Source organism: Streptomyces sp. NPDC020898 (assembly GCF_044333925.1).
Lineage (GTDB): Bacteria > Actinomycetota > Actinomycetes > Streptomycetales > Streptomycetaceae > Streptomyces.
On record NZ_JBIRRV010000016.1, the window covers coordinates 69,649 to 94,803 of the forward strand.

Sequence of the window (25,155 nt, forward strand, 5' to 3'; positions counted from 1 at the left end):
TTTTTGCCGCATTATTTTCGAGAAGACAGCCCCGAGAAGCCCGGCCACCAGCGGATTCTCTGGCGGTACTGACAACTAGGTGTGCCGGGCCCGGGCAGCTGTCTCGACCGGATGTCACGGAAGGGTCCGATCGAGGCTCGCGCCCGGCACTCCTCCAGGCCATACCCACGAGGGCTCGGCACACAAACCTGACAGGAACCGATGTCTGACGAATCGCGCCCCACACCGCCCGGGGCACGTACGGCCGCAGTGATTCCGGCCGCCGGCCGGGGCGTACGCCTCGGCCCGGGCGCCCCCAAAGCGCTGCGCGCGCTGAACGGCACGCCCATGCTCATTCACGCGGTCCGCGCGATGGCCGCGTCGCGTGCCGTCTCGCTGGTCGTCGTCGTGGCCCCGCCGGACGGCGCCCCCGAGGTGAAGACCCTCCTCGACACCCACGCGCTGCCCGAACGCACGGACTTCCTGGTCGTACCCGGCGGCGAGTCCAGGCAGGAGTCGGTGAAGCTGGGCCTGGACGCGCTGCCGCCCGGCATCGACATCGTGCTCGTCCACGACGCCGCCCGGCCCCTGGTACCGGTCGACACCGTCGACGCGGTGATCGAGGCGGTACGCGACGGCGCCCCGGCCGTGGTCCCCGCGCTGCCCCTCGCGGACACCGTCAAGGAGGTCGAGCCGGCGACGACACCGGGCGAGCCGGAACCGGTGCTGGCGACCCCGGAACGGGCACGGCTGCGCGCGGTCCAGACACCGCAGGGCTTCGACGTCGACACGCTCGTACGGGCCCACGCGACGGTGACGGACAACGTCACCGACGACGCGAGCATGGTGGAACAGCTGGGCCTGCGGGTCGTGGTCGTGCCCGGCCACGAGGAGGCGTTCAAGGTGACGAGGCCGCTGGATCTGGTGCTGGCCGAGGCGGTCCTCGCACGACGGAGGCTCAACGATGGCTTCTGAGGACGAGAAGAGGGACGCGGCGTCGGCAGTGGTGCTGCCCCAGGTCGGGATCGGTACGGACATCCACGCCTTCGAGGACGGGCGCGAGCTGTGGTGCGCCGGCCTGAAGTGGGAGGGCGAGGGGACCGGGCTCGCAGGTCACTCCGACGCGGACGTCGTCGCCCACGCCGCCTGCAACGCGCTGTTCTCGGCGGCCGGACTGGGCGACCTGGGACAGCACTTCGGCACCGGGCGCCCGGAGTGGTCCGGGGCGTCCGGGGTGACGCTGTTGACCGAGGCGGCGCGGATCGTACGGGCGGCGGGGTTCACGATCGGCAACGTCGCCGTACAGGTGATCGGCCCCCGGCCCAAGATCGGAAAGCGGCGCGACGAGGCACAGAAGGTGCTGTCGGAAGCGGTGGGAGTGCCGGTGTCGGTGTCCGGCGCGACGACGGACGGGCTCGGGTTCCCGGGGCGCGAAGAAGGGCTCATGGCGGTGGCCACGGCACTGGTGGCCCGGAGAGGCTGAAGTACCAGTACCGGCCGGCATTTCCAGCCCGTCCGGCGTTTGAGGACGAGGCCCATTCAGGGCCGAAGCGGGGGTCTGGGGGCGGCAGCCCCCAGGGGACGCGCGCCCCCAGCTCGCCCGCACAACCTCTCCGCCCAACCGCCGGTGGCAATGTCACGAATATGTGGCCCTTGTGGGTAAGGGTCGCAGGGCACCGGGTGGGGGCCACTACCCTGGACTCGTGACCATTCGCCTGTACGACACCAGCGCCCGGCAGATCCGTGACTTCGCCCCGCTCACGCCGGGTTGCGTCTCGATCTACCTGTGTGGTGCCACCGTGCAGGCCGCCCCGCACATCGGGCATATCCGGTCCGGCCTCAACTTCGACATCCTGCGCCGCTGGTTCACCTACCGCGGGTACGACGTCACGTTCATCCGCAACGTCACCGACATCGACGACAAGATCATCAGGAAGGCCTCCGAGCAGGAGCGCCCCTGGTGGTCCATCGGTTTCGAGAACGAGCGGGCCTTCGACGACGGTTACTCCGCGCTCGGCTGCCTGCCCCCGACCTACGAGCCCCGTGCCACCGGGCACGTGACCGAGATGGTCGAGATGATGCAGGGGCTCATCGAGCGAGGGCACGCGTACGAGGCCGACGGGAACGTCTACTTCGATGTGCGGTCCTTCCCCGGGTATCTGCAACTGTCCAACCAGGAACTCGACAACCTGCTCCAGCCCGGCGGGGACGGCGAGACCGGCAAGCGCGACCCCCGTGACTTCGCCATGTGGAAGGCCGTGAAGCCGGGCGAGCCGAGCTGGGAGACGCCCTGGGGGCGCGGACGGCCCGGCTGGCATCTCGAATGCTCCGCCATGGCGCACAAGTACCTGGGGACCGCCTTCGACATCCACGGCGGCGGACTCGACCTGATCTTCCCCCACCACGAGAACGAGATCGCCCAGGCCAAGGCCTTCGGCGACGACTTCGCCTCGTACTGGGTGCACAACGCCTGGGTCACCATGAGCGGCGAGAAGATGTCGAAGTCCCTCGGCAACTCCGTCCTCGTCAGCGAGATGGTCAAGGCCTGGCGGCCCATCGTCCTGCGCTACTACCTCGGCACCCCGCACTACCGCTCGATGATCGAGTACAGCGAGGAGGCCCTGCGCGAGGCCGAGTCGGCGTTCGCCCGGATCGAGGGGTTCGTGCAGCGCGTCATCGAGAAGGCCGGCGGTGTCGTCGAGCCCTCCGCCGAGGTGCCGCCCGCCTTCGCCGAGGTCATGGACGACGACCTGGGCGTGCCGCAGGCCCTCGCCATCGTGCACACCACCGTCCGACAGGGCAACAGCGCCCTCGCCGCCGACGACAAGGAAGCCGCCGTCGCCCGCCTCGCCGAGGTGCGGGCCATGCTCGGCGTCCTCGGACTCGACCCGCTCGACCCGCACTGGGCCGGCGACGCCGCTGACCGCGGCGAAGACCTGCACGGAGTGGTCGACAGCCTCGTACGGCTCGTCCTCGACCAGCGCGAGGCCGCCCGCGGGCGCAAGGACTGGGGCACCGCCGACGCCATCCGCGATCAGCTCAACCAGTCCGGCCTCGTCATCGAGGACTGCGCGGAGGGACCGCGCTGGACCCTCGGCCCACGCTGAGCAATGCCCCGCAGTTCACCGCATTTCTCCGCATATGTCCTTGCATCCCCTTGATCGATTGTGCCGCCCGGGTCCCCGGGCGGCACACTCATAGACGTACACACGCACGCCTTCACACAGAACAGGTAGGTCATGGCCGCTAACAACCGCCGCATGTCCGGCAAGAAGGGCGCGCAGGTCGGCAGTGGCGGCCAGCGGCGCCGGGGGCTCGAGGGCAAGGGCCCGACGCCGCCCGCCGAGGCGCGCAAGGGCCACAAGAAGAACCGTATTGCCGGAGCCAAGGCCAAGCAGATCCAGCGCCGGCCCGCACCCAAGGGCCGTGGCGCGAAGGCCTCCTCCGAACTCGTCGTCGGGCGCAACTCCGTGGTGGAGGCGCTGCGCGAGGGCGTCCCGGCCTCGATGCTCTACGTCCAGCAGTTCATCGACAACGACGAGCGCGTGCGCGAGGCACTCCAACTGGCCGGTGAGCGCGGCGGCATCCACCTGATGGAAGCGCCCCGCCCCGAGCTCGACCGGATGACCAAGGGACTCAACCACCAGGGGCTCGTGCTCCAGGTCCCGCCGTACGAGTACGCCCACCCCGAGGACCTCGCCAACGCCGCCTACGACAGCGGCGTGGACCCCCTCATCGTCGCCCTCGACGGCGTCACCGACCCGCGCAACCTCGGCGCCGTCGTCCGCTCCGTCTCCGCCTTCGGCGGACACGGGGTCGTCGTCCCCGAGCGGCGCGCCGCCGGCATGACCGCCGGTGCCTGGAAGAGCTCCGCCGGCGCCGCCGCCCGTACACCCGTCGCCCGTGCCACCAACCTGACGCGCGCCCTGGAGGCGTACCAGAAGGCCGGGATCGTCGTCATCGGGCTCGCCGCCGACGGCACCACCGAGGTCGGCGAGCTGCCCGCCCTCGGCGGGCCCGTCGTCATCGTCGTCGGCAGCGAGGGCAAGGGGCTCTCCCGGCTGGTCGGCGAGACCTGCGACCACCTCGTGCGGATCCCGATGCCCGGCGGCACCGAGTCCCTCAACGCCGGTGTCGCGGCCGGGATCGTGCTGTACGAAGCGGCCCGCCGTCGCGCCTGAACACGCGTGCACGACGTCACCCGGACGGGGGAATCCGGCCGGGTGACGTGACCTTGACGCGGTCCGGACACATCCGCCAAGTCAAAGCAGTGTCCTAACCTCACGTCACTCGGTTAGATGAGTGTGGACACCAGAACACCGTCGGGATACGACGACGCTCCCGCGCTGAGCATGGTGAAAGTGCCGAGCGATCCGGCGCAGGTCATCGTCAACCATGCGAGCTTCCGCGTGCAGTTGGGGGCCTCGACGCGGCGGGCGGCACCCTCGTCCCGCGTCGCACGGCACCTGACCGAGGACACGACGCGCATCCCCGCCGTCGGCACGGCCGGCGCCACCACGCCAGGCGGCGGGCGCCGCCGCCCCGTCGTCTGGAGCGGCAAGTCCGCCCCCGACGACACCGGCGCGCACCGCCTGCTCCAGGCCGTACGGGGCTCCAGCGTGCGCCACGGCGAGCAGCCGCCCACCGCCGACGCCGGAGCGACGCAGGTCATCCCCCGCATCGACGACGACCTCGACTACGCGGGCAGCACCCTCGACCAGACCGTCGAGACCCCCATCGTCGGCAGCCAGCGCACCCACGGCTCCGGCCCCGAATCCGGCCGCCTGCTCCCCAACATGCGCACCGTCGGCAGCGCCTACGAGGAAGCCGGCTACGACTCCGGCTACGGCCAACCACCGTACGGCGACGACGAGTTCGGCGACGACGGCTACGCGCGCGACGCCGACGGACGACGCACCGGCGCCCGGCGACAGGGCAACGACCCCGTACGGCACGCCTATTACCCCGGCCGCCGCATGAACCTCGGCGTCGTCCTGCTCCCGCTGCGCATCTTCCTCGGCTTCATCTCCATCTACGCCGGCATGGGCAAACTCTGCGACCCCGTCTACTTCGACGGCGGCAAGCGCGGCTCCATGATGAAGTGGCTCAACACCCTGCACCCCTGGGAAGTCGCCGAGCCACTACGGCAGTTCGCCCTCCAGCACCCCGTCGGCTCCGGCCTCGTCATCGCCTTCCTCCAGGTCATCGTGGGCGTCCTCACAGTCCTCGGACTGTGGCAGCGGGTCGCCGCGATCGGCGGCGCACTCCTGTCCGCCGCGCTGCTCGTCACGGTCAGCTGGAAGAGCGTCCCCGTCTACGACGCCCCCGACATCATCTACCTCGCCGCCTGGTCGCCGCTGATCATCGCCGGCGCCCCCGTCTACTCCATCGACGGCCGCCTCGCAGGCAGCGCCTGGCGACGCCTCGGCCCACGCACCGACATCTGGGAACTGCGCAGTTACGTCGTGCGCCGCGGCGCCCTCATCACAGCCGTCGTCGTCGGGCTCACGTTCCTCATCGGCTCACTCCTCGGCGGCGCCGTCCGCGACGCCGACCGCGTGGTCGTGCCCGGCCCCGGCGAGGCCCCGCGCAACGAACTCCCCGGCTCCCCGCTCCCCGAGCAGTCCGGCGAGCGCCGCCCCGCCTCGAAGAGCCCCTCGGCGACCACCAACTCACCCACCCAGGGCGCCACTTCGGCCACCCCCACAACCGGCGACGCCGCGACCACCCCCGAGGAGGCCCGCGAGAGCGGCAGCGTCACCGGAAGCCGGCCCAGCCAGACCCAGGGCAGCGCCGGCGAGGCCCCGCCGCAGCAGACCACCCCGGCCGAGCAGGCGCCCAGCACCACCGCCGGACCGACCTCCTCGGGCGGCAGCACGGGCACCCCGGGCGGCACCAGCGGCACCACCACGGGCGGCAGCAGCACCGGAGGCAGCGACGGCGGCGGCAGCACCGGCGGCTCCTCCACGGGCCAGCCGGGCCTGGTGGGCGGCCTCCTCGGGTAACCCCCGCACCCATACGTCAATGGGGTCCCGCGCTGTGTGTGACAGCGCGGGACCCCATTGACGTACGTACACAAGCAGTTGATGACCAGCAGTTGATGAACGGGCGGCCTCAGCGGCCCAGCGCCGCCAGCTCCTTCGCGGCCTCCGTGAGGTCCTTCGCGGTGTCGATGGCACGCCAGTAGGCGCCGTGCGGGATCGGGAAGCCGGCCAGCCGGAGTTCGCGGGCCAGATGGGGGAACGTGGTGCGCTCGTGGTCGCCACGCTCCGGCAGCAGGGCCGCGAACTCGGGGGAGAAGACGTACACGCCCGCGTTGATCTCGAAGGTCGACGGCGGAGACTCTATGAAGTCCGTGATGTGACCGAAGCCGTCCGTCTGGACAGCGCCCCACGGGATACGCGGACGGGCCAGCGCCAGCGTCGCGACGGCGTCGCGCTCGGCGTGGAAGTCCGCCATGTCGCGCAGCGAGAACCGGGTCCAGATGTCGCCGTTGGTGGCGTACCAGGGCTGCTCCGGCGCGGGCAGGTGCGCGGCGGCGTACTTGAGGCCGCCGCCACGGCCCAGCGGCTCCGACTCGACGACCGTCGTCACGTTCAGCGGCAGATCGGCGGTCTCCAGCCACTGCTGGAGGACCTCGGCGAGATGGCCGCAGCTGACCACCACGTCCGTCACGCCCTCCTCGGCGAGCCAGACGAGCTGATGGCCGATGATCGGCGTCCCCGTGCCGGGGATCTCGACCATCGGCTTGGGCCGGTCGTCGGTGTAGGGACGCAGCCGGGAGCCTTGGCCGCCGGCGAGGACCACGGCCTGAGTGGGGCGTGACGAGGCGTTCGGATCGGTCATGATCCGAACCTTACGGGGCGCTCTGCGGGTTTTGCGGGTGGGTTGTGGGTGGTGGGGCTGTGGTGGGGATCTGCGGGCTCGGTGGGGGCTGGTCGCGCAGTTCCCCGCGCCCCTGTAGGCGGCCCCTGCGGGGCGCCTACAGGGGCCGCTGCCGCAGGGGCTCTCTCGGGTCAGCTGTGGGCCGCGGCGACCCCCGTGGCGAAGGACGTGTCGCAGACCGGGCGGGAGAACGACTGGGCTCGCGACGGGCCGTACACGCGGACCGCGGCGCGGCCGAGGGCGCGGGCGATCGAAGTGCAGTGCTTCGCCAGCGACGGGTGGCCGTTCACCGCCTGCTGGAGGTGGGTGAGTGCGATCCCCGGGTCCTTCTCGTGGAGTTCCAGGAGCAGCTGGTCGCGCAGGACGTCCTGCGGTGTGCGGGCAGCGGCGGTGCGGGCGGCCACGTCCTCGGCGGAGGCGGTGAGCACCGAGTCCGAGGGGTTTCCCGACCAGTTGACTCGGGTGACCGCGAGGGTCCCGGAAAGTACCAGGACGACGGGCAGGACAAGGGCGAGGCTACGGCCGATCCGGCGGGCGGGGCCACGGCCACTTCGCGTCAGTTGGTTAGTGGAGTGCTTCACGCGAGTGAGGGTAGCGCTCGGTGATGATTTGGCGACATTTAGTCACCCATTCGGGGGATGGATTGGTGCTGATTTCTGGGTAGTGCGTTGACGTACATATTCGAAATGCCTGGTCTGGCGGGGTATCGGGCACCCGGATCAGGGGCACGCGTCAGGGGTACGCGTCAGGGGTACGCGAAGGGCCCCGCGGCAAGCCGCGGGGCCCTTCGGTGTTCAGGTGGCGCGTCAGTCGGTGAGGCGCTCGCCCGTGGAGGTCGAGAACACGTGGATCTCGCCCGGACGCGGCACGACGTGCAGCGTGGCGCCCTTGTCCGGGACGGCACGGCCGCTGACACGGACGACCAGGTCCTTCACGACGTCGTCGAGCTTGGCGCTGCCGTAGACGTAACCGTCGGCGCCCAGCTCCTCGACGACGTTCACCGTGACGGCGAGACCGGCCGGGGCGTCCTCGGAGGCCTTGGACAGCGCGTCGGCGGCGGCACCGTTGTGCTCGACGACATCGAAGTGCTCGGGACGGACGCCGACCGTGACGGTGGTGTCACCCTTGTCCGCGGCGGCCGTGAGGGCCTCGCGGCTGACCGGGACGACCGAGTTGCCGAACTTCACGCCGCCGTCGGTGATCGGAACCTCGATCAGGTTCATCGCCGGGGAGCCGATGAAGCCGGCCACGAAGAGGTTCTTCGGGCGGTCGTACATGTTGCGCGGCGAGTCGACCTGCTGGAGCAGACCGTCCTTCAGCACGGCCACCCGGTCACCCATGGTCATGGCCTCGACCTGGTCGTGGGTGACGTACACGGTGGTGATGCCGAGGCGGCGCTGCAGCGACGCGATCTGCGTACGCGTCGACACACGGAGCTTGGCGTCGAGGTTCGACAGCGGCTCGTCCATGAGGAACACCTGGGGCTCACGCACGATGGCACGACCCATGGCGACACGCTGACGCTGACCACCGGAGAGCGCCTTCGGCTTACGGGCCAGGTAGTCCGTGAGGTCCAGGATCTTCGCCGCGTCCTCGACCTTCTGACGGATCTCGGCCTTGTTGACGCCGGCGATCTTGAGCGCGAAGCCCATGTTGTCGGCGACCGTCATGTGCGGGTACAGCGCGTAGTTCTGGAACACCATGGCGATGTCCCGGTCCTTGGGCGGCAGGTGCGTGACGTCGCGGTCACCGATGCGGATGGCGCCGGCGTTCACGTCCTCGAGCCCCGCGAGCATGCGGAGCGAGGTGGACTTGCCGCAGCCGGACGGCCCGACGAGAACCAGGAACTCGCCGTCCCCGACCTCGATCTCCAGACCATCGACGGCGGGCTTCTCGGTGCCCGGGTAGATGCGGGTCGCCTTGTCGAACGAAACAGTGGCCATGGGTACTAGGCCCCCTTCACCGGCAGGAACGTGCCGGACGATCCGTAGTGGAAGGTGGTGTAGTCCACGTGCGTGGACTGAATCTGGACGGTACCTGGGGTTTGGGCGTCTGTCAGTAGTTGGGGGGATGTGAACTTCGCGGGAATTTTCGAGACGGCCGAGCAACTGTCTTTTGACCTTGCCTCACGGCTTCCTGCTTCTGCACGCACCGCCGACGCACGCAGTCCTCGTGAACTGCGCCCGCACGGTCTTACACGCGCTCCACGGGCATTCCGGCCGACGGCCCGTCGGTCCGTACCACCCAGCCGCCTTACGCGGCCAGCAAACAATCCTCCAGCTCCGACGCCCTGATCACCGTCGGCACCTTCTTCGTAGGCGGCAGCCCAGCCGCCACCAGCCAGTACAGGCGTAGGCCCTCGTCCCGAAGGTTCACGGCGGCATTCACATCCCGGTCATGGACGACCCCGCACTCAGCACACGTCCACTCCCGGACCGAGACATCCAACTTCGGACCCTTCGTGTGACAAGCGGAGCAGCGCCGAGTCGAAGGGAAGAACCGGTCGACAATCACCAGCGTCCGCCCGTACCACGCGCACTTGTACCGCAGCTGCCGCAGCAACTCGCCCCACGCGGCATCGATGATCGCTTCATTCAGCTTCGCCTTCCGACGACGACCCTTGCCACGCGCCGGACGCAACAGGTTGGCGATGGCCAGATCCTCCACCACGAGCACTTGGTTCTCGCGCACCAGGCGGGTCGTGAACTGGTCCAACATGTCCCTGCGTACGTCACCGATGAGCGCGTAGAGACGCGCGATCTTCCGCCTCACCTTGTCCCGGTTCGCCGAACCCCTCACCTTCTTGTGCAACTCCCGCTGCAACCGCGCCAACTTCTCCGCGTACCGCCTCAACAGACGCGGATGATCGACCTTCGTCCCGTCGTCCAGAGTCACGAGCGACGCCAGCCCCAGATCCAGCCCCACCGCCTTCGGCGCCCGCGAACCCGGCACAAGGGCGGTAGGAAGAGGCGCGATCCGCTCCTCCACGAGCGTCGACACGAAGAAACGCCCGGCCCGGTCCCGCGTCACCGACAAACGCACCGGGACGGTCCCCGCGGGCAGCGCCCGTGACCACCGGACATCCAACGGCCCCGCCTGCTTCGCCAGCGTGATGAGCCCCGTACCCGGCCGCTCCGGATCCTCCACCCACCGGAAACCGGTCCGTACGTAGGTCGCCGAATCCCGCGAACGCCCCTTCTTCTTCCGCTGCGGATACTTCCCCGAACCCTTGAAGAACCGCCCAAACGCCTGATCGAGATGCCGCAACGACTGCTGCAGAACCGTCGACGACACCTCCCCGAGCCACTCGGTCCCCTCCACCCGCTTCCAGCCCGTCAGCGCCCGGCACGACTCCGCGAACCCCACATTCACGCGGTGCGTCTCCCAGGCCCCGGACCGCAGCGCCAGCCCTTCGTTGTAGACCCACCGACAGGCACCGAACGTCTTCGCCAACTGCTCCGCCTGCTCGGCGGTCGGATAGAAGCGGAAGCGGTACAGGCGGTGCTGCGTATCCGGTTCCTTGAGGTGCGCCTTCAGCGGAGTCGCCGCGCGCTTGTGGTGCTTGCGGCGGTCGCCGATACCGAGGGCCTCGCGCTTGATGCGCTGGGCCTCCTCACCCTTCACTGCTTCCAGCCTCGGCTTCTCCGCCGACTCCTCCGGCTCCCCCATGAACCCCTCCCCGACGATCCGATCTTCGGAACAGCACGTCAGAGCGATCAACGAACGGGTGCGCGGATGGTTACGTTTGGTTTTCGAGGAGGAGGTGAGCCACGAACTTCGTGGCTTGGGGGAACGCGCTCTGTGTACAGTGGAGCCGCCTTCGCGTGCGGCTTTGTGGTGCGCGATGCCCCCTTAGCTCAGTCCGGCCAGAGCAGATCACTTGTAATGATCAGGTCGTCGGTTCGAATCCGACAGGGGGCTCAACAGCCCAGGTCAGCCCCAAGTTGACCTGGGCTTCTTCGTGTTCGCGCGGGTCCGTTACCTGGCCCGCAGCCGCCGCGCGATCTCCAGTTCCGTCTCCTCCAGCGGTTCCCCGTCCTCGATGCTCCACAGGGCGTTCTGCAGCACCCGGGCCAGCGTCCACGCGCGGGCCCGTTCTCGGTTCAGGGCCAGTACGTCCGTCAGGGCGTCGAAGCGCCAGAGGATGTCGGCGGGGTCGAAGCGGTTGTTGATGGCCGGCCAGAGGTCGAAGCCGGGGTCTCCTGCGAGGGGTTTCGGGTCGATCGCCAGCCAGGGGGCGCGGTCTGAGGCGAGGACGTTCTCGAAGTGCAGGTCCCAGTGGAGGAGGCGGTCGCCGGGGTCGGTGGCGACCTCTCGTAGGGCTGCCGCGCAGTCCGCCATCAGGGTTCTGGAGGTCGGGTCCGGGATCTGGCGCAGGGCCTGTGGGGTCCGGTCGAGCATGCGCTGTGCGATGTCGCCGAGGCGGCGGATGCCCGGTGGGGCGGGTACGGCGGTGAGGTGGGTCAGGAGGTCGGCGATGACCAGGGTGGCTTCGTGGGGGTCCGGGAGGTGGGACAGCATCCGGGTGTGGTCGAGGCGTTCCAGGAGCATCGTGCCGGTGGTGGGGTCGTGGGCGAGGAGGCGTACCGCGTGGTTGCCGTTCCAGGTGCGCAGGGCGGTCGGTTCTCCCTCGCTCTCGTCGTCGAGTAGTTGCAGTTTCAGGGCTGCGGGGGTGTTGTCGGTGCGGAGGACTGGGAGGACCAGGGCTGTTACGCCGTGCATTGACGGGCCGTCGATGCGGAGGTTCCAGTGGTTCAGGAAGTCGGCGGTGCGTGCCGGGAGTTCGGTGATGAAGGTGCGGCCCGCTTCTCCGTTGTACTTGAGCTGGGCGGCGGCCAGTTCGTCGGGGATGTCGACCGGGGTGCGGGTCATTCGGCGACTGTATGTGCGTGCGTAAATGTGGGGCATGCGGTTTTCGGCGGGTCCGCGTGGGGCGTCCCCTCTGTGGGGCCCGCTGTCGGTCAGATGGCCGGTTCCGGTGCCGGGGCCGGTGGTGGCTGTTTCGGGGGCTTCGTCGTGACCATCAGGGCGGCGATCAGGCCGGCGAGGAGCATGATGCCGGCGGCCCACCAGATGGCGACTGTGTAGCCGTGGACGATGCCTTCGCGGGTGATCAGTTCGCGGGTGGCGGGGTCGTGGAGGTGGGCGGCGACGTAGGCGGTGCTGCTGGTGGTGGCGATGGTGTTGAGGAGGGCGGTGCCGATCGAACCGCCCACCTGTTGGGCGGTGTTGACGGTGGCGGAGGTGACGCCGGCGTCCTGGGGTGCGATGTCCGCGGTGGCGGTGGAGAAGACCGGCATGAAGGTGAGGCCCATGCCGAGGCCGATCAGGAGCATGGCGGGGAGGATTTCGGTGGCGTACGTGGAGTCGACGGTGAGCTGGGTGAGGATCAGCATGCCGGTCGCGGCGAGGAGCATGCCGGGGGCCATCAGGAGGCGTGGGGGTACGCGGTTCATCAGGCGGGCCGAGATCTGGGTGGAGCCGGTGATGATCGCGGCGGTCATGGGCAGGAAGGCGAGGCCCGCTTTCACGGGGGAGTAGCCGAGTACTACCTGTAGGTAGTACGTCATGAAGAGGAACATGCCGAACATGCCGATGACGGCCAGGCCCATGGTGAGGAAGCAGCCGGCGCGGTTGCGGTCCTTGACGATGTGCAGGGGCAGCAGCGGTACGGGTGCCCTGCGCTGCCACCACACGAAGGCGGTCAGCAGGACGATGCCGACCGCGAACAGCGTCAGCACCATCGGGTCTGTCCAGCCGCGCGGTTGGGCTTCGCTGAAGCCGTAGACGATCGCGAGGAGGCCGCCGCAGCCGAGGAGTGCGCCGGGTATGTCGAGGCGGACGCCCGGGTGGCCGGGGCGGTCGTGGAGGAGGGTGAGGGCTCCGACGACTGCGAGGACGGCGATGGGGATGTTGACGTACAGGCACCAGCGCCAGTTCAGGTACTCGGTGAGCAGGCCGCCCGCGATCAGTCCGATCGCCGATCCGCCGCCCGCGACGGCTCCGTAGATACCGAAGGCCTTTCCGCGTTCCTTGGGGTTGGTGAAGGTGGTGGTGAGGAGGCTGAGGGCGGAGGGGGCCAGGACGGCGGCGAAGACGCCCTGGAGGGCGCGGGCGCTGAAGAGCATGCCTGCGGTGGTGGCGGCGCCGCCGAGTGCGGAGGCGGCGGCGAAGCCGACCAGGCCGAAGAGGAAGGTGCGTTTGCGGCCGACGAGGTCGGCGATCCGGCCGCCCAGCAGGAGCAGTCCGCCGAAGGCGAGGGTGTAGGCGGTGATGACCCATTGCCTGTTGGCGTCGGACATGTGCAGGTCGCGCTGTGCGGAGGGGAGCGCGATGTTCACGATGGTCGCGTCGAGGACGATCATCAGCTGGGCGAGTGCGATGACGACCAGGGCCCACCAGCTGTGGGGGTCGGTGCCGGGACGGGTGTCGGGTACACCCGTTTGGGTGCGGCTCACGCGGTCAGAAGACCATGGATCGGTATGGGTCGCACTTTCGGCGGTACGGGTGGCGTCGGGTTCTGTGCTGTTGTGGCTGGTCATGGCTCCAGGACCACCTTGCCGGTGGTGCCGCGGTTTTCGAGGGCGCGGTGGGCTGCGGCGGCCTGGGTGAGCGGGAAGCGGTGGACGGCCGGGGTGAGGTGGCCGGTGGCGGCTTCGGTGAGGGCGCGGAGTTCGAGGGTGCGCAGGGGGTTGGGGCCGCCTGTCCTGCCCAGCATCTCGGGGCCGAGTACCTGTTCGGAGAGGCCGTCGACGAGGAAGGGTTCGCCGTCGTGGATGCCTTCGCCGGACCAGCCGAAGACGAGGTGTTGTCCGGAGGGTCCCAGGAGTGCCGTGGCCTCGCGGGCGATCTCGCCGCCCACTCCGTCGAAGACGACGGTGGCGGGCCGTCCGCCGAGGTAGGCGCGGACTTTGTCCGGCCATGCGGGGTCGGTGTAGTCGATGGCGAGATCGGCGCCGTTCGCCTCGACGAGGGCGGCCTTGGCGGGGCCGCCGGCGAGGCCGATGACGGTGGCGCCGGCGTGTCGGGCGTACTGCACGAGGAGGGTGCCGATGCCGCCCGCGGCGGCCGGGATCACGGCCACGGAGTCGGGGCCGAGGTCGGTGAACTGGAGGATGCCCATGGTCGTGCGGCCGGTGCCGATCATCGCGACGGCCTGGGCGAAGTCGAGGGTGGCCGGGATCTCGTGGAGGCGTTCCATGTCGGTGACGGCGAGTTCGGCGTATCCGCCGGGCTGGAAGCCGAGGTGGGCGACGACGCGCTTGCCCAGCCACAGCGCCGGGGTGCCCTCGCCGAGGGCGTCGACGGTGCCGGCGACCTCGCGGCCGGGGATGGTCGGTAGCGCGGCGGGCGCCGGGGCGGGGCCCTGCATGCCCTCGCGCAGGGCTGTGTCCAGGAGGTGTACGCCGGCTGCGGCGACGGCGATACGGACCTGGCCGGGGCCGGGTACCGGGTCTGTGACCTGTTCGTGGGTCAGGTTCTCGGCGGGGCCGAAGGTGTGCAGGCGGATGGCGTGCATGTGGGTCCCCCAGGTGGCGACGGGTGGCGAGTAGGTGGTGCGGTGTTGTGCGGTTCCGTCACCCACTCTTCAACCTCAGGCATGCTTGAGGTCAAGGGACCGGCGGTGGCCGAGTGCCAGGGACACCGCGGTGAGCGCGCTGTTGAACGAGACCTCCGAGAGGACGCCGGGGGCGGCGACCTGGTCGCCCGCGAGGTAGACACCGTCGCCGCGTTCGATCGCGGGCCGGTCGCGCCAGCTGGTGCCCGGCAGGTCGACCGCGCCGGTACGGCCGTTGGCGGTGGACTCGCGCCGCCAGGTGACGCGTTCGCGCCAGCCGTCGAAGGCCAGGTCGAGCAGCTGTTCGGCACGGGCGATGCCGTCGGCGCGGGAGGCGCGCGGCGCGATCGGGAACTGCCCTTGGAGGAGCTGTTCGCCGGCCGGGGCGAGGGTGCGGTCCTGTGCGGTGAAGCGTTCCAGCCAGCCTGGCGCGTCCAGGTCGGAGACGACGAAGGGGTCGCCCCGCCGGGTCCGTACGGCGAGGTCGAGGAGGACTGTACGGGCGCCGGTCCAGGTGAGGGTGTCGTCGCGCAGGAGGTGCCGGGCGGCGTCGAGGGAGGTGGCGACGATGACGGGGGCGCCCGTGGGGAGCGTGTCGACGCGGGACAGCGTCTCGACCCGTACGCCCAGGTTCCAGGCGCGGGCGGCCATCCGGTCGATCACGCTGGCCCAGCCGCCGCGCGGGTAATGGGCCTCGGGCGGGAGGGCGGCGGCGCGGCGCAGCCGTTCCTGGACGAAGGCCGCGGACAGGGTGCCGGGGTCGTGGTGGAAGAGGGCGACGGCGGAGTAGTGCGCGGCTGCCCGGGCGCCCTTCTCGCCCGCCTGCTCGGTGGCCCAGGTCATGAAGTCGACGTCCACGGGGGCATGTTGGGCGCTGCGACGGAGCAGCTTGAGCATCGCGAGGGGTGGGGTGCGGCGCAGGGTGCCCTGGTGGCGGAAGTGGAACCGGGCGGCTTCGAGGGGCGGGAGCGGGGCGAGCGGGCCGATCAGGTCGCGCTGGGCGAGCCAGGTCCAGTGCGGGCCGCCGCTGTAGAGGGCGTGCGGGCCGTCGTTCGTACGGTACGGCCCCTCGGCGGTCCGGCCTCGGCCGCCGAGGGTGTGGTGGGCCTCGTACACGGTGACCTTGGCGCCCGCCTCGGCGGCGGCGATGGCGGCGGTGAGGCCGGCGAAGCCGCCGCCGATGACGGCGAGGGGGGTGTGGGGGCGTGTGCGGGGGCGGGCGGGGTGCATGGTGTGGGTCTCCTTGTGGTGGGGCGCCTTTCTGCTTTCTGTCAGTACGACTGATCGAGGGGGCCGGAATGTGACATGGGGGTGGTGGGAGACGGGTTTGCGCAGGTCAGGGGGATTGTCAGTGGTGGGGTGCAGGATGGGGGCATGGCGAGGCGAGCGGTGGGTGGAGCGAGGGGTACGGGTGGTGCGCGGGGTTCCGTGGCCGGGGTGAAGGGGGCGCGGCGGCCCGAGGTGCGGTTGCCGGTGCTGGAGCCGTTCGGGGGCGGGGAGTTGGAGGCGGACGGGGACTACGACGGGCTGGAGTTCCGCGAGGCCGACTTCGCCGGGCAGGACGGCGGGGGCGCCCGTTTCATGGACTGCGCGCTGACGGGGTGCGCGCTGGACGAGACGCGGCTGCATCACGCCCGGCTGCTCGACTCGGTCCTCACGGGCATACGAGGGGTCGGCACGAACCTCGCCGAGTCGACCCTGCGTGATGTGGAGCTGGTCGACGCCCGGCTGGGCGGGGTGCAGTTGCACGGGGCGGTGCTGGAGCGGGTGCTGGTGCGGGGCGGCAAGATCGACTATCTGAACCTGCGCAAGGCGAAGCTCAAGGATGTCGTCTTCGAGGGGTGCGTGCTGGTGGAGCCGGACTTCGGGGGTGCGGTGCTGGAGCGGGTCGAGTTCGTGGGGTGCGTGGTGAAGGGGGCGGACTTCGGCGCGGCGAGGCTGAGCGACGTGGACTTCCGCGGGGCGGCGGAGCTGGAGTTCGCGCGGGGGGTGGACCGGTTGGCGGGGGCGGTGATCAGTCCGGCGCAGTTGCTTGATCTGGCGGCGGTGTTCGCGGCGGAGCTGGGGGTGCGGGTGGAGGCGGCTGAGTAGGCCGCGGGTCAGCGCACCCTGGGGAAGCGGGCCTGGAGCGTCCAGATGGCCGGGTTCTCGGCGAGGGCGTCGTGGAGGTCGGTCAGGTCGGCCAGCACGTCGTGCAGGAAGTCCCGTGCCTCTTTGCGGAGTTCGGCGTGGGAGAAGGTGAGCGGGGGTTCCTCCGCCGGCATCCAGTCGGACTCGATGTCCACCCAGCCGAAGCGGCGCTGGAAGAGCATGCGGTCGGTGGATTCGGTGAAGTCCAGCTCCGCGTACTGGGGGCGGGACGCGCGCGAGCCTGCGGGATCCTGGTCCAGCTGCTCCACGATGTCGCACAGCGCCCACGCGAAGTCGAGCACCGGCACCCATCCCCAGGCTGTGGACAGTTCCCGGTCCGCCTTCGTGTCGGCGAGGTAGACGTCACCGCAGAACAGGTCGTGGCGCAGCGCGTGGACGTCCGCGCGGCGGTAGTCGGTCTGCGGGGGATCCGGGAAGCGGTTGGAGAGGGCGTAGCCGATATCAAGCACGGACGTGATGGTGTCACGCCCCCGGACCCGGCAGCCCATGACGGGGGCGATGGGCCGCCGGGGTGCCAGGGGCGGACCAAGGGTGGCCCGGGGACGTCCTCGTTACGGCTGTCGGTACAGCTGTCGTTACGGCTGCTCGGGGCCGTTGGCCGGGCCGCCGAAGCCGTGTTCGGAGAGGGCGAACCAGTTGCCTTCCGGGTCCATCGCGCGGTACTCGGGGGAGGGGCGGCGGGTGAAGGCGCGGTCGGTGAAGCGTTCCGCCGGTTCGTCCGCGCCCGCCTCGATCAGCGTCGCCGAGGTGGCCGCCGTATCGGCGATGTGGAAGCCGAAGTGGTTCATGCCGACCGGGGTGTCGCCGTCGAGCCGGTGCTTGAGGAGGGCGAGGGAGAGGTGGCCGTCGGAGAGGACGCAGCTGCCGTCGGGGGCCTGGTGGAACGGTTCCATCGAGAAGACGGTGCTGTAGAACGCGGCCAGCCTCTCGGGGTCGCGGGCCACGATCGCCAGGTGCCGCAGCTGGGGGCGGCCGGTCTCCGTCAGGCCTTCCCCGGACGCGGCGGGGGCCGGTGCGGGAGTGGCGGCGGTCGGGGTGGGAGCGGGTGCGGCCGGGATCATGTGGTGGAAGGCGACGATCTGCCAGAGGTCCGGGCCGTTGTGCGTGCCGGTGCGTTCGACGACGGCCAGGGCGTGGGTCGACGTGAGGGCGGTGCCGTCGGCGGCGCGGATCGTGGACTCCGCGTCGACGGTGGCCAGGCCCGGGCGCAGCTGCCGTACGGCGGTCACCCGGGCGTCGAGGCGGGTCCCGGCGTACCGCGTGCGGAAGAGGTGGTCGTGGTCGGCCTCGATGCCCGCGCGGCCCGGCGGCTTGTCGCCGCGTACGGTCGTGAAGTCGCAGTCCGTCGCGAAGCTCGCGGCGAACAGCACGGCGTCGCCGGCCGCCCAGCCGCGGGCCATGGTCTCCCACAGGGAGCGGATCGCGTCGCCGGTGCTGTCGGCCGTGGAGCTGTGCGAACTGCGCGGGCTGTGCGAGCCGCGTGGACTGTGCGTGTTGCGCGTGTTGGGCGTCGTCATGGTGGTTACACCCCGACCTTGGTTCGCGTACGGATGCGCAGGGGGAGTTCGAGGCGGGCCGCCGGGGCGGAGGTGCGGGCGGCGCGGCCGAAGGTGAGGCGCTCGATGTGCTGGGTCCCGGGGCCGGGGCCGGGGATGCCGAGGACGGCGGCCGCGCGGAGTTCGTCGAGAGCGTGGTTGTCCCTCAGGACGGTGGGGGGAGCACTGCCGGGATTCTTTCCGGGCGGACAGTGTTCGTCCGATAAGGCGGGCATGGGTGACTTGTCTCCGCTTCTCGTACGGGTGTCTCTTCGGGGGGCGTACGAGTCGGGAGCGTAGGGGGGTCGTTCTTGAAGGTTCCAGCAATGGCCCGGGATTCTGGGGTTATCCCTCTGTGCGGGCATGCGAAAGCCCCCGGCCAAACCGCGAGTTCGCGCCCGGCCGGGGGCTTTTCAACCGCCTTGTGCGACTTAGACGTTGACGCCGAAGTCCTGGGCGATGCCCACCAGACCCGAGGCGTAGCCCTGGCCGACCGCGCGGAACTTCCACTCCGCGCCGTTGCGGTACAGCTCGCCGAAGACCATCGCCGTCTCCGTGGCCGCGTCCTCCGACAGGTCGTAGCGCGCGATCTCGGCGCCGCCCGCCTCGTTCAGGATGCGGATGTACGCGTTGCGGACCTGGCCGAAGTTCTGCGAGCGGTTCTCCGCGTCGTAGATCGAGACCGGGAAGACGATCTTCTCGACGTCGGCCGGGAGGCCGGCGAGGTTGACCTTGATCGCCTCGTCGTCGCCAGCGCCCTCGCCCGTGCGGTTGTCGCCGGTGTGGACGATGGTCTTGTCCGGGGTCTCCTTGTTGTTGAAGAAGACGAAGTGGCCGTCCGAGTAGACCTTGCCCTGCGGGTTCACCGCGATCGCCGAGGCGTCGAGGTCGAAGTCCGTGCCGGTGGTGGTGCGGACGTCCCAGCCGAGGCCCACGGTGACGGCGGTCAGGCCCGGAGCCTCCTTGGTGAGCGAGACGTTGCCACCCTTGGACAGGCTTACAGCCATTGTTGGGAGTCCTTCCATCGTTTGGCGTACATGCGTGCGGTGCGTGGAACCCCGTACCGGCAGCTCCGTACGGGACGAAGCTACCGTCATCCCTATGAACGCCGACGGGGGGCCGGAAGGTTCCGCGCGCCTTTACTTTCTTTACCTACCGGCGTGAAAACAGGGTGACGTGGACCGGACAGGCGCGCGACCATAGGGGCATGTCCGGTCCCTACCTCATCCGCGGCTCCGTCTCGCTCCCCGAGGCCGAGCTCATGTGGCGTTTCTCGCGGTCCGGTGGGCCGGGCGGGCAGCACGTCAACACCAGTGACTCCAGGGTGGAGTTGAGCCTCGACCTCGCAGGCACCGAAGCACTGCCCGAGGTGTGGAAGCAGCGTGCGCTGGAGCGCCTCGCCGGACGGCTCGTCGACGGAGTCGTCACCGTCCGCTCCTCCGAGCACCGTTCCCAGTGGCGCAACCGTGAGTCGGCGGCCGTCCGTCTGGCCGCCCTCCTCGCCGAGGCCACCGCACCTCCACCCAAGCCCCGCACCCCGACCCGTATCCCGCGCGGAATCAACGAACGCCGGTTGCGTCAGAAGAAGGCGCGCGCGGACGTGAAGCGAGGGCGTACGGGACGGGACGCGGGACGGGACTGGTAATAGGGCCCGGAGTCCGGAGTTCAGGGCTTGGCGCCACTGGGCCGGCAGACCCGCAGGCTAGGTCAGTTTCAGTACCCCGACCGTCTGGCCCCCGCTCGTCTCCCCGGTGGGGCGGAAGCCCAGGCCCAGGTAGAAGAGCTCGGGGCCGGTGGGGCCGGGGTGCCAGGTGACGTAGAGGTCGGTGCCCTCGCGTCGGCGGAGTTCGGCGGCGACGGACTCGACGGCGAAGCGGCCGTAGCCCTTGCCCTGTTCGGCGGCGTCGATGTTCAGGCGCCAGAGGCCGGAGCGTATGTCGGTGCCGGTGTCGCCCCAGGAGATGTCGAAGAAGGCCATGAGGAAGCCGACGGGCCGCTCGCCGTCGAGGATCAGCCGGGGCCAGGCGATGCGCGCACGGACGTACGCCTCGGCCAGGGACTTCACGACCGGGTCGACCGCGTGTTCCTGGTCCGGGCGGACCCGTACGGCGACGGCCGCCTCGAAGTTGTCGGTGGTGATCCGCTCCAGCCTGAGCGCGTCGTTCGTCATACGGGCAACCTAAGCCGCCCGGTACCCGAGTGACCAGCGAGTTACCCGTCAGCCCAACTGCCGGTAGCGGCCCCGGAAGTAGGCCAGCGGGCCCCCGTCCGCGTTCGGTGCCGTCGCCGCCAGGACGCGGCCGATCACCAGGGTGTGGTCGCCGGCGGGCACCAGTTGTTCCGTACGGCACTCCAGGGTCGCCAGGGAGCCGCGCACCAGGAGGGCGCCGGACGCCTCGCCGCGGACGTACGGGATGTCCTCGAAGAGCAGGCGGTCGCTGATGCGGCCCTTCATCGCGAACCGGCCCGCGATGTGCTGCTGGCTCTCGGCGAGGACGGAGACCGCCCAGGTGGGCTGCTCGGCGAGCAGGTCGTCCATCCGGGAGCCCTCGCGCACGCTGACCATGACCAGGGGCGGGTCCAGGGAGACCGACAGGAAGGCGGTGGCCGTCATGCCGACGTCCTCGCCGGCGGGTGCCTGGGGGTCGTCGGGGTCGAGGGACGGCTCCCGCGCGGTCACCAGGACCACGCCCGAGGCCAGGCGGGACATCGCGGCGCGGAAGTCGTCGTTGCTCACTCCCCCAGGATGCCCGGCCGGGGAGGCGGTGGTGGCACGCGGGGCGGACGTGACGGGTACGGCAGAGGGAGTCAGCACACGGAAAAGCTATGCGCCTCTCCTGTGCCGCCGCATCGGACCAGCGCCCGAACCGGGTCCTAGGACTCCGGACGGACCGACCGACGGACCGACCGACGGACAGCAAAGATCAGGAACCGCCTTCGCCGGGTTCGCCCCGCCCGTACTATCCCCACAGATACAAAGTTTGCGTTCAGTAAACGCACAGGGAGAACTCAGAAACTCCACTCAATTGCTCATCTTTCGCTGTGACTTGAGTCACAGGTGACCTTTTTTGTTGACCCTGTGTACCGAGTGGGCAGCGCGCTGTGATTCAGTGGCGGGGAAGGTGAGAAAGGCGGAAGGAGGGCGAATGGAGACCGACCAGGAGCCGTACGTCCGTCTCGCGACCTTGCGGCAACTGCACCAGGTCATGGCGGACATGAACACCGCGCGCAGTCTGGCGGACACCCTTCAGACCGTCGCAGACGGCGTCGTCAACGGCCTTGGGTACGAGCTGGCGTGCGTCAACCTCGTCCGCCCCGACGGCGATCTGGTCGTCGCCGCCTTCGCCGGGAACTCCGCCGCCGAGGCTCTCATCACCGGCCGCGTCGGCTCGCGCGACTCCTGGGAGCGCCGGCTCGCGATGGGCGAGAACTGGGGCGACCTCGTCTTCATACCGCACACCGAGGGCTGGGTCCTCGACGACGACGACGTCCCGCAGTGGTACACCGACGGCCCCGCGCCGCGCTTCGAGGACGAGTGGCATCCGTCGGACCGGCTCTTCGCGCCCATGTTCACGCCGGGCGTGCCCGGCGGCAGCTGCGGCGAACTGATCGGTGTCCTGTCCGTGGACCGGCCCCGCAACGGTCGCCGACCGGGGGCATGGGGCAAAGAAGCGCTCCAGATGTACGCGTTCCAGGCCGCCATCGCGATCAGCAACGCGCGTCTACGCGCGAATATGCAGCGGGCACTGGTCAGACTCGAACGCGAGCAGCAGGCGCTGCGGGCCAGTGAGGAAAGCTTCCGCCAGGCCTTCGAGTACGCCCCCTCCGGCATGGCCATCGCCGAGATGGGCGGCGACCAGCACGGGCGAATACTCCGGACCAACGACGCCCTGTGCCGTCTCCTGGGCCGCCCCGCCTCCGCGATGCGCCGGTACGCCTTCTCCGACCTCGTGCACCCCGAGGACATCGGCACGCTGCTGCGCACCTCCGCCGAGGGCGGGCGCACCGAACTCAGACTTTGCCGCCGTGACGGTTCGTACCTGTGGGTGTCGCTGCGCAACTCCGTCGTCGCGGACGCCACCGACGGCCCGCGCTTCCTGCTCACCCACGTCGAGGACATAGAGGAGCGCAAGCGCCGCGAGCTCCAGCTCGCCCACCGCGCCTCCCACGACTCGCTCACCGGCCTGCCCAACTCGGCCGAGCTGAAGACCCGGCTCAGCTCCCGCCTCTGCCAGCGCCCGCAGTCGGCGGAGCCCGGCCTGGTCGAGGCGGTCGACGCGGCCTACGGTCACGGCCAGCTCGACCCGTACGGCCAACGCGACCAGTACACGGCGACGGCGACGGACGGCGGCCTCCAGCCGTACGACGTGAACGGCCACGGTTTCGACTTCCGCGCCGCCCCCGAGGTGTACGGCGCCTACGACCACCACGTCCATGTCGTCGCCCCCGAGGGTGAGCAGGACGACGGCACGAAGGGGCTCGCGGTCCTCTTCTGCGACCTCGACGGCTTCAAGTCGATCAACGACCGCTTCGGGCACAACGCCGGGGACGCGGTGCTGATCGAGGTGGCCCGGCGGCTCGGCGGCGCCGTGCGCGACGGCGACACCGTGGCCCGGCTCGGCGGCGACGAGTTCGTGGTGCTCGCCGACGGCCTCGGCCGGGCCGACGCCCAGGACCTCGCCGTACGCCTGCGCAACGAGATCATCCAGCCCGTCCGGGTCGACGGGCGCGTGATGCGGGTCGGTGCGAGCTTCGGCATCGGGTGGGCACAGTGCGGGATGACAGCGGACGAGGTCCTGAAGTCAGCTGACGAACGGATGTACGTCGAGAAACGATCTCGTCCCAAACAGCACCGCCGGGCGGGATGATCTCCAGGTCGGTGACCTGACGGCGGCCCTGTGCGATGCGAGTCACCCGTTTGGGGCAGTGGGAGCGGGTAGGCTCGCTATTTGCCTTACATGTTTCGCAGAACCTCGCAACACCTTGTAGGCCCAGCCCCCGCCCCACCCCGCACCTGTTGAGGAGTACCCAAGGGATGACGCCCGGCAACAACGGCGCGAGCACGCCCGAGGACGACGACCCGTTCGGCTACCTGTACGAAGACGGGCGGGCCAACGGAGCCCAGCCGCCGAGCAGTGGTTACGGCTACCCGAACTCGGTCGGCCGGGTGCGGCCGGTCGGAGAGCGTCAGTACAGCCCGCCGGCAGGCCCCCCTGGACAGGGTCCCGGCCCCGGCCAGCAGCCGCAGCAGCCGGCGTACGGCCAGACCGCCCCGACCGCGCAGTACGGCCAGGCGCCCGTCCCGCAGCAGGGTGTGTACGGCGGCCCGAACGCCCACTACCAGGCACCCGAGGCCTTCGGCGGTGGCCCCGCGGCCCCGCAGCAGCACGGGTACGGCTCGGGTGGCGGCGGCGGGCGGGGGAGCGGGCCCAACACCAAGGGGCTGCTGATCGGCGCCATCGCGGTGGTCGCCGCGGTCGTCATCGGCATCGGCGTGGCCATGATGGGCGGCGACGACGACCCCAGCGACAAGGGCAACGAGGCCGGCACGACCCCCTCGACCGGCCAGAGCGCCGCACCGTCCCCGTCGACCAGCACCTCGGCGGCGGCGGCGGAGGACCTCCCGACCATCGACGCGAAGGCCCTGCTCCTCGGCGGCGGCGCCACCACCGTGTCGGACGTCGACGGCGCGAAGGCGGCCGACGGTGTCTATGTGGGCAACTTCAACAACGTGGGCGCGTCGGTCACGTGGAACGTGAGTGGCATCACCAAGGCGGACGAATACCGGTTGTACGTCAACTACGGCGTACCCGGCAAGGACGCCTCCGCCACGATCACGGTCAACGGCACGGCCCAGACCCGCCCGCTCAACATGAAGAACTTCGCGAACGCCGCCGAGGGCGACTACGCGAAGGGCTGGACGAACACATGGGCGTCCGTTCGGCTGAACAAGGGCACCAACACCATCAAGATCTCCTGCGAGCAGGGCAACCAGTGCGACGTCAACCTGGACCAGCTGTACCTGACCGACAAGAACGGCTGAGCGGACGACGGTTGAGTGGCCAGTTGATCGGCCAAGGGCCGGTCCGAGCGGCCTGCTAGGCAGCCGTCGCCTCGCGTGTCACCGTCACCCGGCCCAGTAGTTCGTCGTACGCCGCCCGGTCGAACTCGCCTGCCACCGGCGCCAGTACGGTCGCCGCCGACAGGGCCACCGCCCGGGTCAGTCGTTCGGGCCACGTGAGCCGGTCGACGAGGCCCGACAGCAGGCCCGCGACCGCCGAGTCGCCCGCGCCCGTCGGATTGCCCCGGATGCGGGCCGGCGGGGTCGCCCGCCAGCGGCCGTCCGGGGTCACCGCGAGCAGCCCGTCCACGCCCAGCGAGGCCACCACGGTTCGCGCACCCCGTCTGCGGGCGTCCTGGGTCGCCTGCAACGGCTCGTGGGAGCCGGTGAGTTCGGCGAGTTCACCGGCGTTCGGCTTGACCAGGTCGGGGCGGGCCGCGACCCCGCGGCGCAACGGCTCCCCGCTGGTGTCGAGCAGCACGGGTACGTCGGCCGACCGTGCCGTGCGGATCAGCTGGGCGTACGCGCCCACCGGTACCCCCGGTGGCAGGCTTCCGCAGAGAGCGACCACGGAGACGGACGGCAGCAGTCCCTCGTACACGTCCTGGAAGGCGGACCACTCGGCCGGGGTGATCTGCGGGCCGGGCTCGTTGAGTTGGGTCGCGTCCGTCGGGCGGGTGTCTCCGGCTGTTTCGTCGATCACCGCTATCGTGCGGCGAGTTGGGCCGGAGACCGGGACCAGGGCGTCCAACACGCCAGGTGTGGCGGTGAGTTGTTCCTGTACGGTCCGTCCGGTCGGGCCGCCCGTGAAGCCGGTGACCGTCACCTCGTGGCCGAGGGCGGCCAGGACGCGGGCCACGTTCAGGCCCTTGCCGCCCGGGCGTTCGGTCACGGACGTGACCCGGTGGGAGGCGTACGGGCGTAACTCCCGTACGCGGTACGTGATGTCGAGGGCTGTGTTCAGCGTGACCGTGAGGATCATTCCG

At 70.3% G+C, this 25,155-nt stretch carries 24 protein-coding genes and 1 tRNA gene; 10 read left to right on the plus strand and 15 right to left on the minus strand.

Going from position 1 to position 25,155, the window contains the following annotated elements; genetic code table 11:
- The first annotated feature begins 201 nt into the window (after positions 1 to 201).
- From ispD to ACH4TV_RS37200, 5 genes are all read left to right on the plus strand, one after another.
- On the plus strand, positions 202 to 954 hold the full coding sequence (gene ispD / locus ACH4TV_RS37180) for a 2-C-methyl-D-erythritol 4-phosphate cytidylyltransferase (RefSeq protein WP_398405708.1): 753 nt from the start codon (positions 202 to 204) through the stop codon (positions 952 to 954).
- Positions 944 to 1,462 carry a 2-C-methyl-D-erythritol 2,4-cyclodiphosphate synthase gene (gene ispF / locus ACH4TV_RS37185; protein WP_398405709.1) on the plus strand — a complete coding sequence of 173 codons (519 nt, stop codon included), beginning with the start codon at positions 944 to 946 and terminating at the stop codon, positions 1,460 to 1,462. Before ispD ends, ispF begins: the two co-directional genes overlap by 11 nt.
- 220 nt (positions 1,463 to 1,682) lie before the next feature.
- On the plus strand, positions 1,683 to 3,086 hold the full coding sequence (gene cysS / locus ACH4TV_RS37190; protein WP_398405710.1) for a cysteine--tRNA ligase: 1,404 nt from the start codon (positions 1,683 to 1,685) through the stop codon (positions 3,084 to 3,086).
- Positions 3,087 to 3,218: 132 nt separating this feature from the next.
- Entirely contained in the window at positions 3,219 to 4,160 is a 942-nt protein-coding gene (gene rlmB / locus ACH4TV_RS37195) for a 23S rRNA (guanosine(2251)-2'-O)-methyltransferase RlmB (protein WP_398405711.1), read from the plus strand.
- 117 nt (positions 4,161 to 4,277) lie between these two features.
- Positions 4,278 to 5,984, plus strand: coding sequence for a DoxX family membrane protein (locus ACH4TV_RS37200; RefSeq protein ID WP_398405712.1), 1,707 nt, complete (start codon positions 4,278 to 4,280; stop codon positions 5,982 to 5,984).
- 109 nt (positions 5,985 to 6,093) lie between these two features.
- Here ACH4TV_RS37200 and ACH4TV_RS37205 read toward each other — a convergent pair whose 3' ends face one another.
- From ACH4TV_RS37205 to ACH4TV_RS37220, 4 genes are all read right to left on the minus strand, one after another.
- Complete coding sequence (locus ACH4TV_RS37205; RefSeq protein WP_398405713.1) at positions 6,094 to 6,825, minus strand: NDP-sugar synthase; 732 nt, start codon at positions 6,823 to 6,825, stop codon at positions 6,094 to 6,096.
- Positions 6,826 to 6,995: 170 nt separating this feature from the next.
- Positions 6,996 to 7,445: a hypothetical protein gene (locus tag ACH4TV_RS37210; RefSeq protein ID WP_398405714.1), complete on the minus strand. Its 450-nt coding sequence runs from the start codon at positions 7,443 to 7,445 to the stop codon at positions 6,996 to 6,998.
- Positions 7,446 to 7,670: 225 nt separating this feature from the next.
- Positions 7,671 to 8,807 (minus strand): ABC transporter ATP-binding protein, encoded by a 1,137-nt coding sequence (locus tag ACH4TV_RS37215; protein WP_398405715.1) that lies wholly within the window; start codon positions 8,805 to 8,807, stop codon positions 7,671 to 7,673.
- A 310-nt stretch (positions 8,808 to 9,117) separates the two neighbouring features.
- A complete protein-coding gene (locus ACH4TV_RS37220) occupies positions 9,118 to 10,533 on the minus strand; it encodes an RNA-guided endonuclease InsQ/TnpB family protein (protein WP_398405717.1) in 1,416 nt (471 codons plus the stop codon).
- 177 nt (positions 10,534 to 10,710) lie between these two features.
- Here ACH4TV_RS37220 and ACH4TV_RS37225 point away from each other — a divergent pair.
- Positions 10,711 to 10,785, plus strand: a tRNA-Thr gene (locus ACH4TV_RS37225).
- A 57-nt stretch (positions 10,786 to 10,842) separates the two neighbouring features.
- Here ACH4TV_RS37225 and ACH4TV_RS37230 read toward each other — a convergent pair.
- The 4 genes from ACH4TV_RS37230 to ACH4TV_RS37245 form a co-directional block, all read right to left on the minus strand.
- The gene (locus tag ACH4TV_RS37230) at positions 10,843 to 11,736 is read right to left on the minus strand and encodes an aminoglycoside phosphotransferase family protein (protein ID WP_398405718.1); all 894 of its coding nucleotides are present in this window, start codon (positions 11,734 to 11,736) and stop codon (positions 10,843 to 10,845) included.
- 89 nt (positions 11,737 to 11,825) lie between these two features.
- Positions 11,826 to 13,322, minus strand: a complete 1,497-nt coding sequence (locus ACH4TV_RS37235) for an MFS transporter (RefSeq protein ID WP_398405719.1) — start codon at positions 13,320 to 13,322, stop codon at positions 11,826 to 11,828.
- Positions 13,323 to 13,402: 80 nt separating this feature from the next.
- Positions 13,403 to 14,383, minus strand: a complete 981-nt coding sequence (locus tag ACH4TV_RS37240; RefSeq protein ID WP_398405843.1) for a zinc-binding dehydrogenase — start codon at positions 14,381 to 14,383, stop codon at positions 13,403 to 13,405.
- A gap of 75 nt (positions 14,384 to 14,458) precedes the next feature.
- Complete coding sequence (locus ACH4TV_RS37245) at positions 14,459 to 15,652, minus strand: FAD-dependent oxidoreductase (RefSeq protein ID WP_398405720.1); 1,194 nt, start codon at positions 15,650 to 15,652, stop codon at positions 14,459 to 14,461.
- Positions 15,653 to 15,796: 144 nt separating this feature from the next.
- Between ACH4TV_RS37245 and ACH4TV_RS37250 the strand changes: the two genes are divergently transcribed.
- Entirely contained in the window at positions 15,797 to 16,513 is a 717-nt protein-coding gene (locus ACH4TV_RS37250; RefSeq protein WP_398405721.1) for a pentapeptide repeat-containing protein, read from the plus strand.
- A gap of 8 nt (positions 16,514 to 16,521) precedes the next feature.
- On the opposite strand, the gene ACH4TV_RS37255 is transcribed toward ACH4TV_RS37250, so the two are convergent.
- From ACH4TV_RS37255 to ACH4TV_RS37270, 4 genes are all read right to left on the minus strand, one after another.
- Positions 16,522 to 17,022: a hypothetical protein gene (locus tag ACH4TV_RS37255; RefSeq protein WP_398405722.1), complete on the minus strand. Its 501-nt coding sequence runs from the start codon at positions 17,020 to 17,022 to the stop codon at positions 16,522 to 16,524.
- Positions 17,023 to 17,148: 126 nt separating this feature from the next.
- The gene (locus tag ACH4TV_RS37260; RefSeq protein ID WP_398405723.1) at positions 17,149 to 18,090 is read right to left on the minus strand and encodes an SgcJ/EcaC family oxidoreductase; all 942 of its coding nucleotides are present in this window, start codon (positions 18,088 to 18,090) and stop codon (positions 17,149 to 17,151) included.
- A gap of 5 nt (positions 18,091 to 18,095) precedes the next feature.
- Complete coding sequence (locus ACH4TV_RS37265; protein WP_398405724.1) at positions 18,096 to 18,344, minus strand: hypothetical protein; 249 nt, start codon at positions 18,342 to 18,344, stop codon at positions 18,096 to 18,098.
- Between the two features lie 195 nt (positions 18,345 to 18,539).
- Positions 18,540 to 19,115, minus strand: coding sequence for a TerD family protein (locus ACH4TV_RS37270; protein ID WP_398405725.1), 576 nt, complete (start codon positions 19,113 to 19,115; stop codon positions 18,540 to 18,542).
- 200 nt (positions 19,116 to 19,315) lie between these two features.
- Here ACH4TV_RS37270 and arfB point away from each other — a divergent pair, with 200 nt between their 5' ends.
- The gene (arfB, locus tag ACH4TV_RS37275; protein WP_398405726.1) at positions 19,316 to 19,753 is read left to right on the plus strand and encodes an alternative ribosome rescue aminoacyl-tRNA hydrolase ArfB; all 438 of its coding nucleotides are present in this window, start codon (positions 19,316 to 19,318) and stop codon (positions 19,751 to 19,753) included.
- A 57-nt stretch (positions 19,754 to 19,810) separates the two neighbouring features.
- Here the strand turns inward: arfB and ACH4TV_RS37280 are convergent, their stop codons facing one another.
- Positions 19,811 to 20,278: a GNAT family N-acetyltransferase gene (locus ACH4TV_RS37280; RefSeq protein WP_398405727.1), complete on the minus strand. Its 468-nt coding sequence runs from the start codon at positions 20,276 to 20,278 to the stop codon at positions 19,811 to 19,813.
- A gap of 48 nt (positions 20,279 to 20,326) precedes the next feature.
- Positions 20,327 to 20,923 carry a flavin reductase family protein gene (locus tag ACH4TV_RS37285; RefSeq protein ID WP_398405728.1) on the minus strand — a complete coding sequence of 199 codons (597 nt, stop codon included), beginning with the start codon at positions 20,921 to 20,923 and terminating at the stop codon, positions 20,327 to 20,329.
- Positions 20,924 to 21,254: 331 nt separating this feature from the next.
- Here ACH4TV_RS37285 and cdgB point away from each other — a divergent pair, with 331 nt between their 5' ends.
- On the plus strand, positions 21,255 to 22,976 hold the full coding sequence (cdgB, locus tag ACH4TV_RS37290) for a diguanylate cyclase CdgB (RefSeq protein WP_398405729.1): 1,722 nt from the start codon (positions 21,255 to 21,257) through the stop codon (positions 22,974 to 22,976).
- Between the two features lie 167 nt (positions 22,977 to 23,143).
- Positions 23,144 to 24,151, plus strand: a complete 1,008-nt coding sequence (locus tag ACH4TV_RS37295; protein ID WP_398405730.1) for a CBM35 domain-containing protein — start codon at positions 23,144 to 23,146, stop codon at positions 24,149 to 24,151.
- A 55-nt stretch (positions 24,152 to 24,206) separates the two neighbouring features.
- Here ACH4TV_RS37295 and ACH4TV_RS37300 read toward each other — a convergent pair whose 3' ends face one another.
- Positions 24,207 to 25,151, minus strand: a complete 945-nt coding sequence (locus ACH4TV_RS37300) for a 1-phosphofructokinase family hexose kinase (RefSeq protein WP_398405731.1) — start codon at positions 25,149 to 25,151, stop codon at positions 24,207 to 24,209.
- Positions 25,152 to 25,155: the final 4 nt, after the last annotated feature.

Coding starts and splice junctions, on each gene's coding strand:
- ACH4TV_RS37215 (WP_398405715.1), bottom strand. CDS start 8,807: ATGGCCACTGTTTCGTTCGACAAGGCGACCCGCATCTACCCGGGCACC.
- ACH4TV_RS37270 (WP_398405725.1), bottom strand. CDS start 19,115: ATGGCTGTAAGCCTGTCCAAGGGTGGCAACGTCTCGCTCACCAAGGAG.
- rlmB (WP_398405711.1), top strand. CDS start 3,219: ATGGCCGCTAACAACCGCCGCATGTCCGGCAAGAAGGGCGCGCAGGTC.
- ACH4TV_RS37230 (WP_398405718.1), bottom strand. CDS start 11,736: ATGACCCGCACCCCGGTCGACATCCCCGACGAACTGGCCGCCGCCCAG.
- ACH4TV_RS37240 (WP_398405843.1), bottom strand. CDS start 14,383: ATGCACGCCATCCGCCTGCACACCTTCGGCCCCGCCGAGAACCTGACC.
- ACH4TV_RS37200 (WP_398405712.1), top strand. CDS start 4,278: ATGAGTGTGGACACCAGAACACCGTCGGGATACGACGACGCTCCCGCG.
- ACH4TV_RS37250 (WP_398405721.1), top strand. CDS start 15,797: ATGGCGAGGCGAGCGGTGGGTGGAGCGAGGGGTACGGGTGGTGCGCGG.
- ispD (WP_398405708.1), top strand. CDS start 202: ATGTCTGACGAATCGCGCCCCACACCGCCCGGGGCACGTACGGCCGCA.
- ACH4TV_RS37265 (WP_398405724.1), bottom strand. CDS start 18,344: ATGCCCGCCTTATCGGACGAACACTGTCCGCCCGGAAAGAATCCCGGC.
- ACH4TV_RS37260 (WP_398405723.1), bottom strand. CDS start 18,090: ATGACGACGCCCAACACGCGCAACACGCACAGTCCACGCGGCTCGCAC.
- ACH4TV_RS37300 (WP_398405731.1), bottom strand. CDS start 25,151: ATGATCCTCACGGTCACGCTGAACACAGCCCTCGACATCACGTACCGC.
- ACH4TV_RS37220 (WP_398405717.1), bottom strand. CDS start 10,533: ATGGGGGAGCCGGAGGAGTCGGCGGAGAAGCCGAGGCTGGAAGCAGTG.
- ispF (WP_398405709.1), top strand. CDS start 944: ATGGCTTCTGAGGACGAGAAGAGGGACGCGGCGTCGGCAGTGGTGCTG.
- ACH4TV_RS37205 (WP_398405713.1), bottom strand. CDS start 6,825: ATGACCGATCCGAACGCCTCGTCACGCCCCACTCAGGCCGTGGTCCTC.
- ACH4TV_RS37245 (WP_398405720.1), bottom strand. CDS start 15,652: ATGCACCCCGCCCGCCCCCGCACACGCCCCCACACCCCCCTCGCCGTC.
- ACH4TV_RS37280 (WP_398405727.1), bottom strand. CDS start 20,278: ATGACGAACGACGCGCTCAGGCTGGAGCGGATCACCACCGACAACTTC.
- arfB (WP_398405726.1), top strand. CDS start 19,316: ATGTCCGGTCCCTACCTCATCCGCGGCTCCGTCTCGCTCCCCGAGGCC.
- cdgB (WP_398405729.1), top strand. CDS start 21,255: ATGGAGACCGACCAGGAGCCGTACGTCCGTCTCGCGACCTTGCGGCAA.
- ACH4TV_RS37295 (WP_398405730.1), top strand. CDS start 23,144: ATGACGCCCGGCAACAACGGCGCGAGCACGCCCGAGGACGACGACCCG.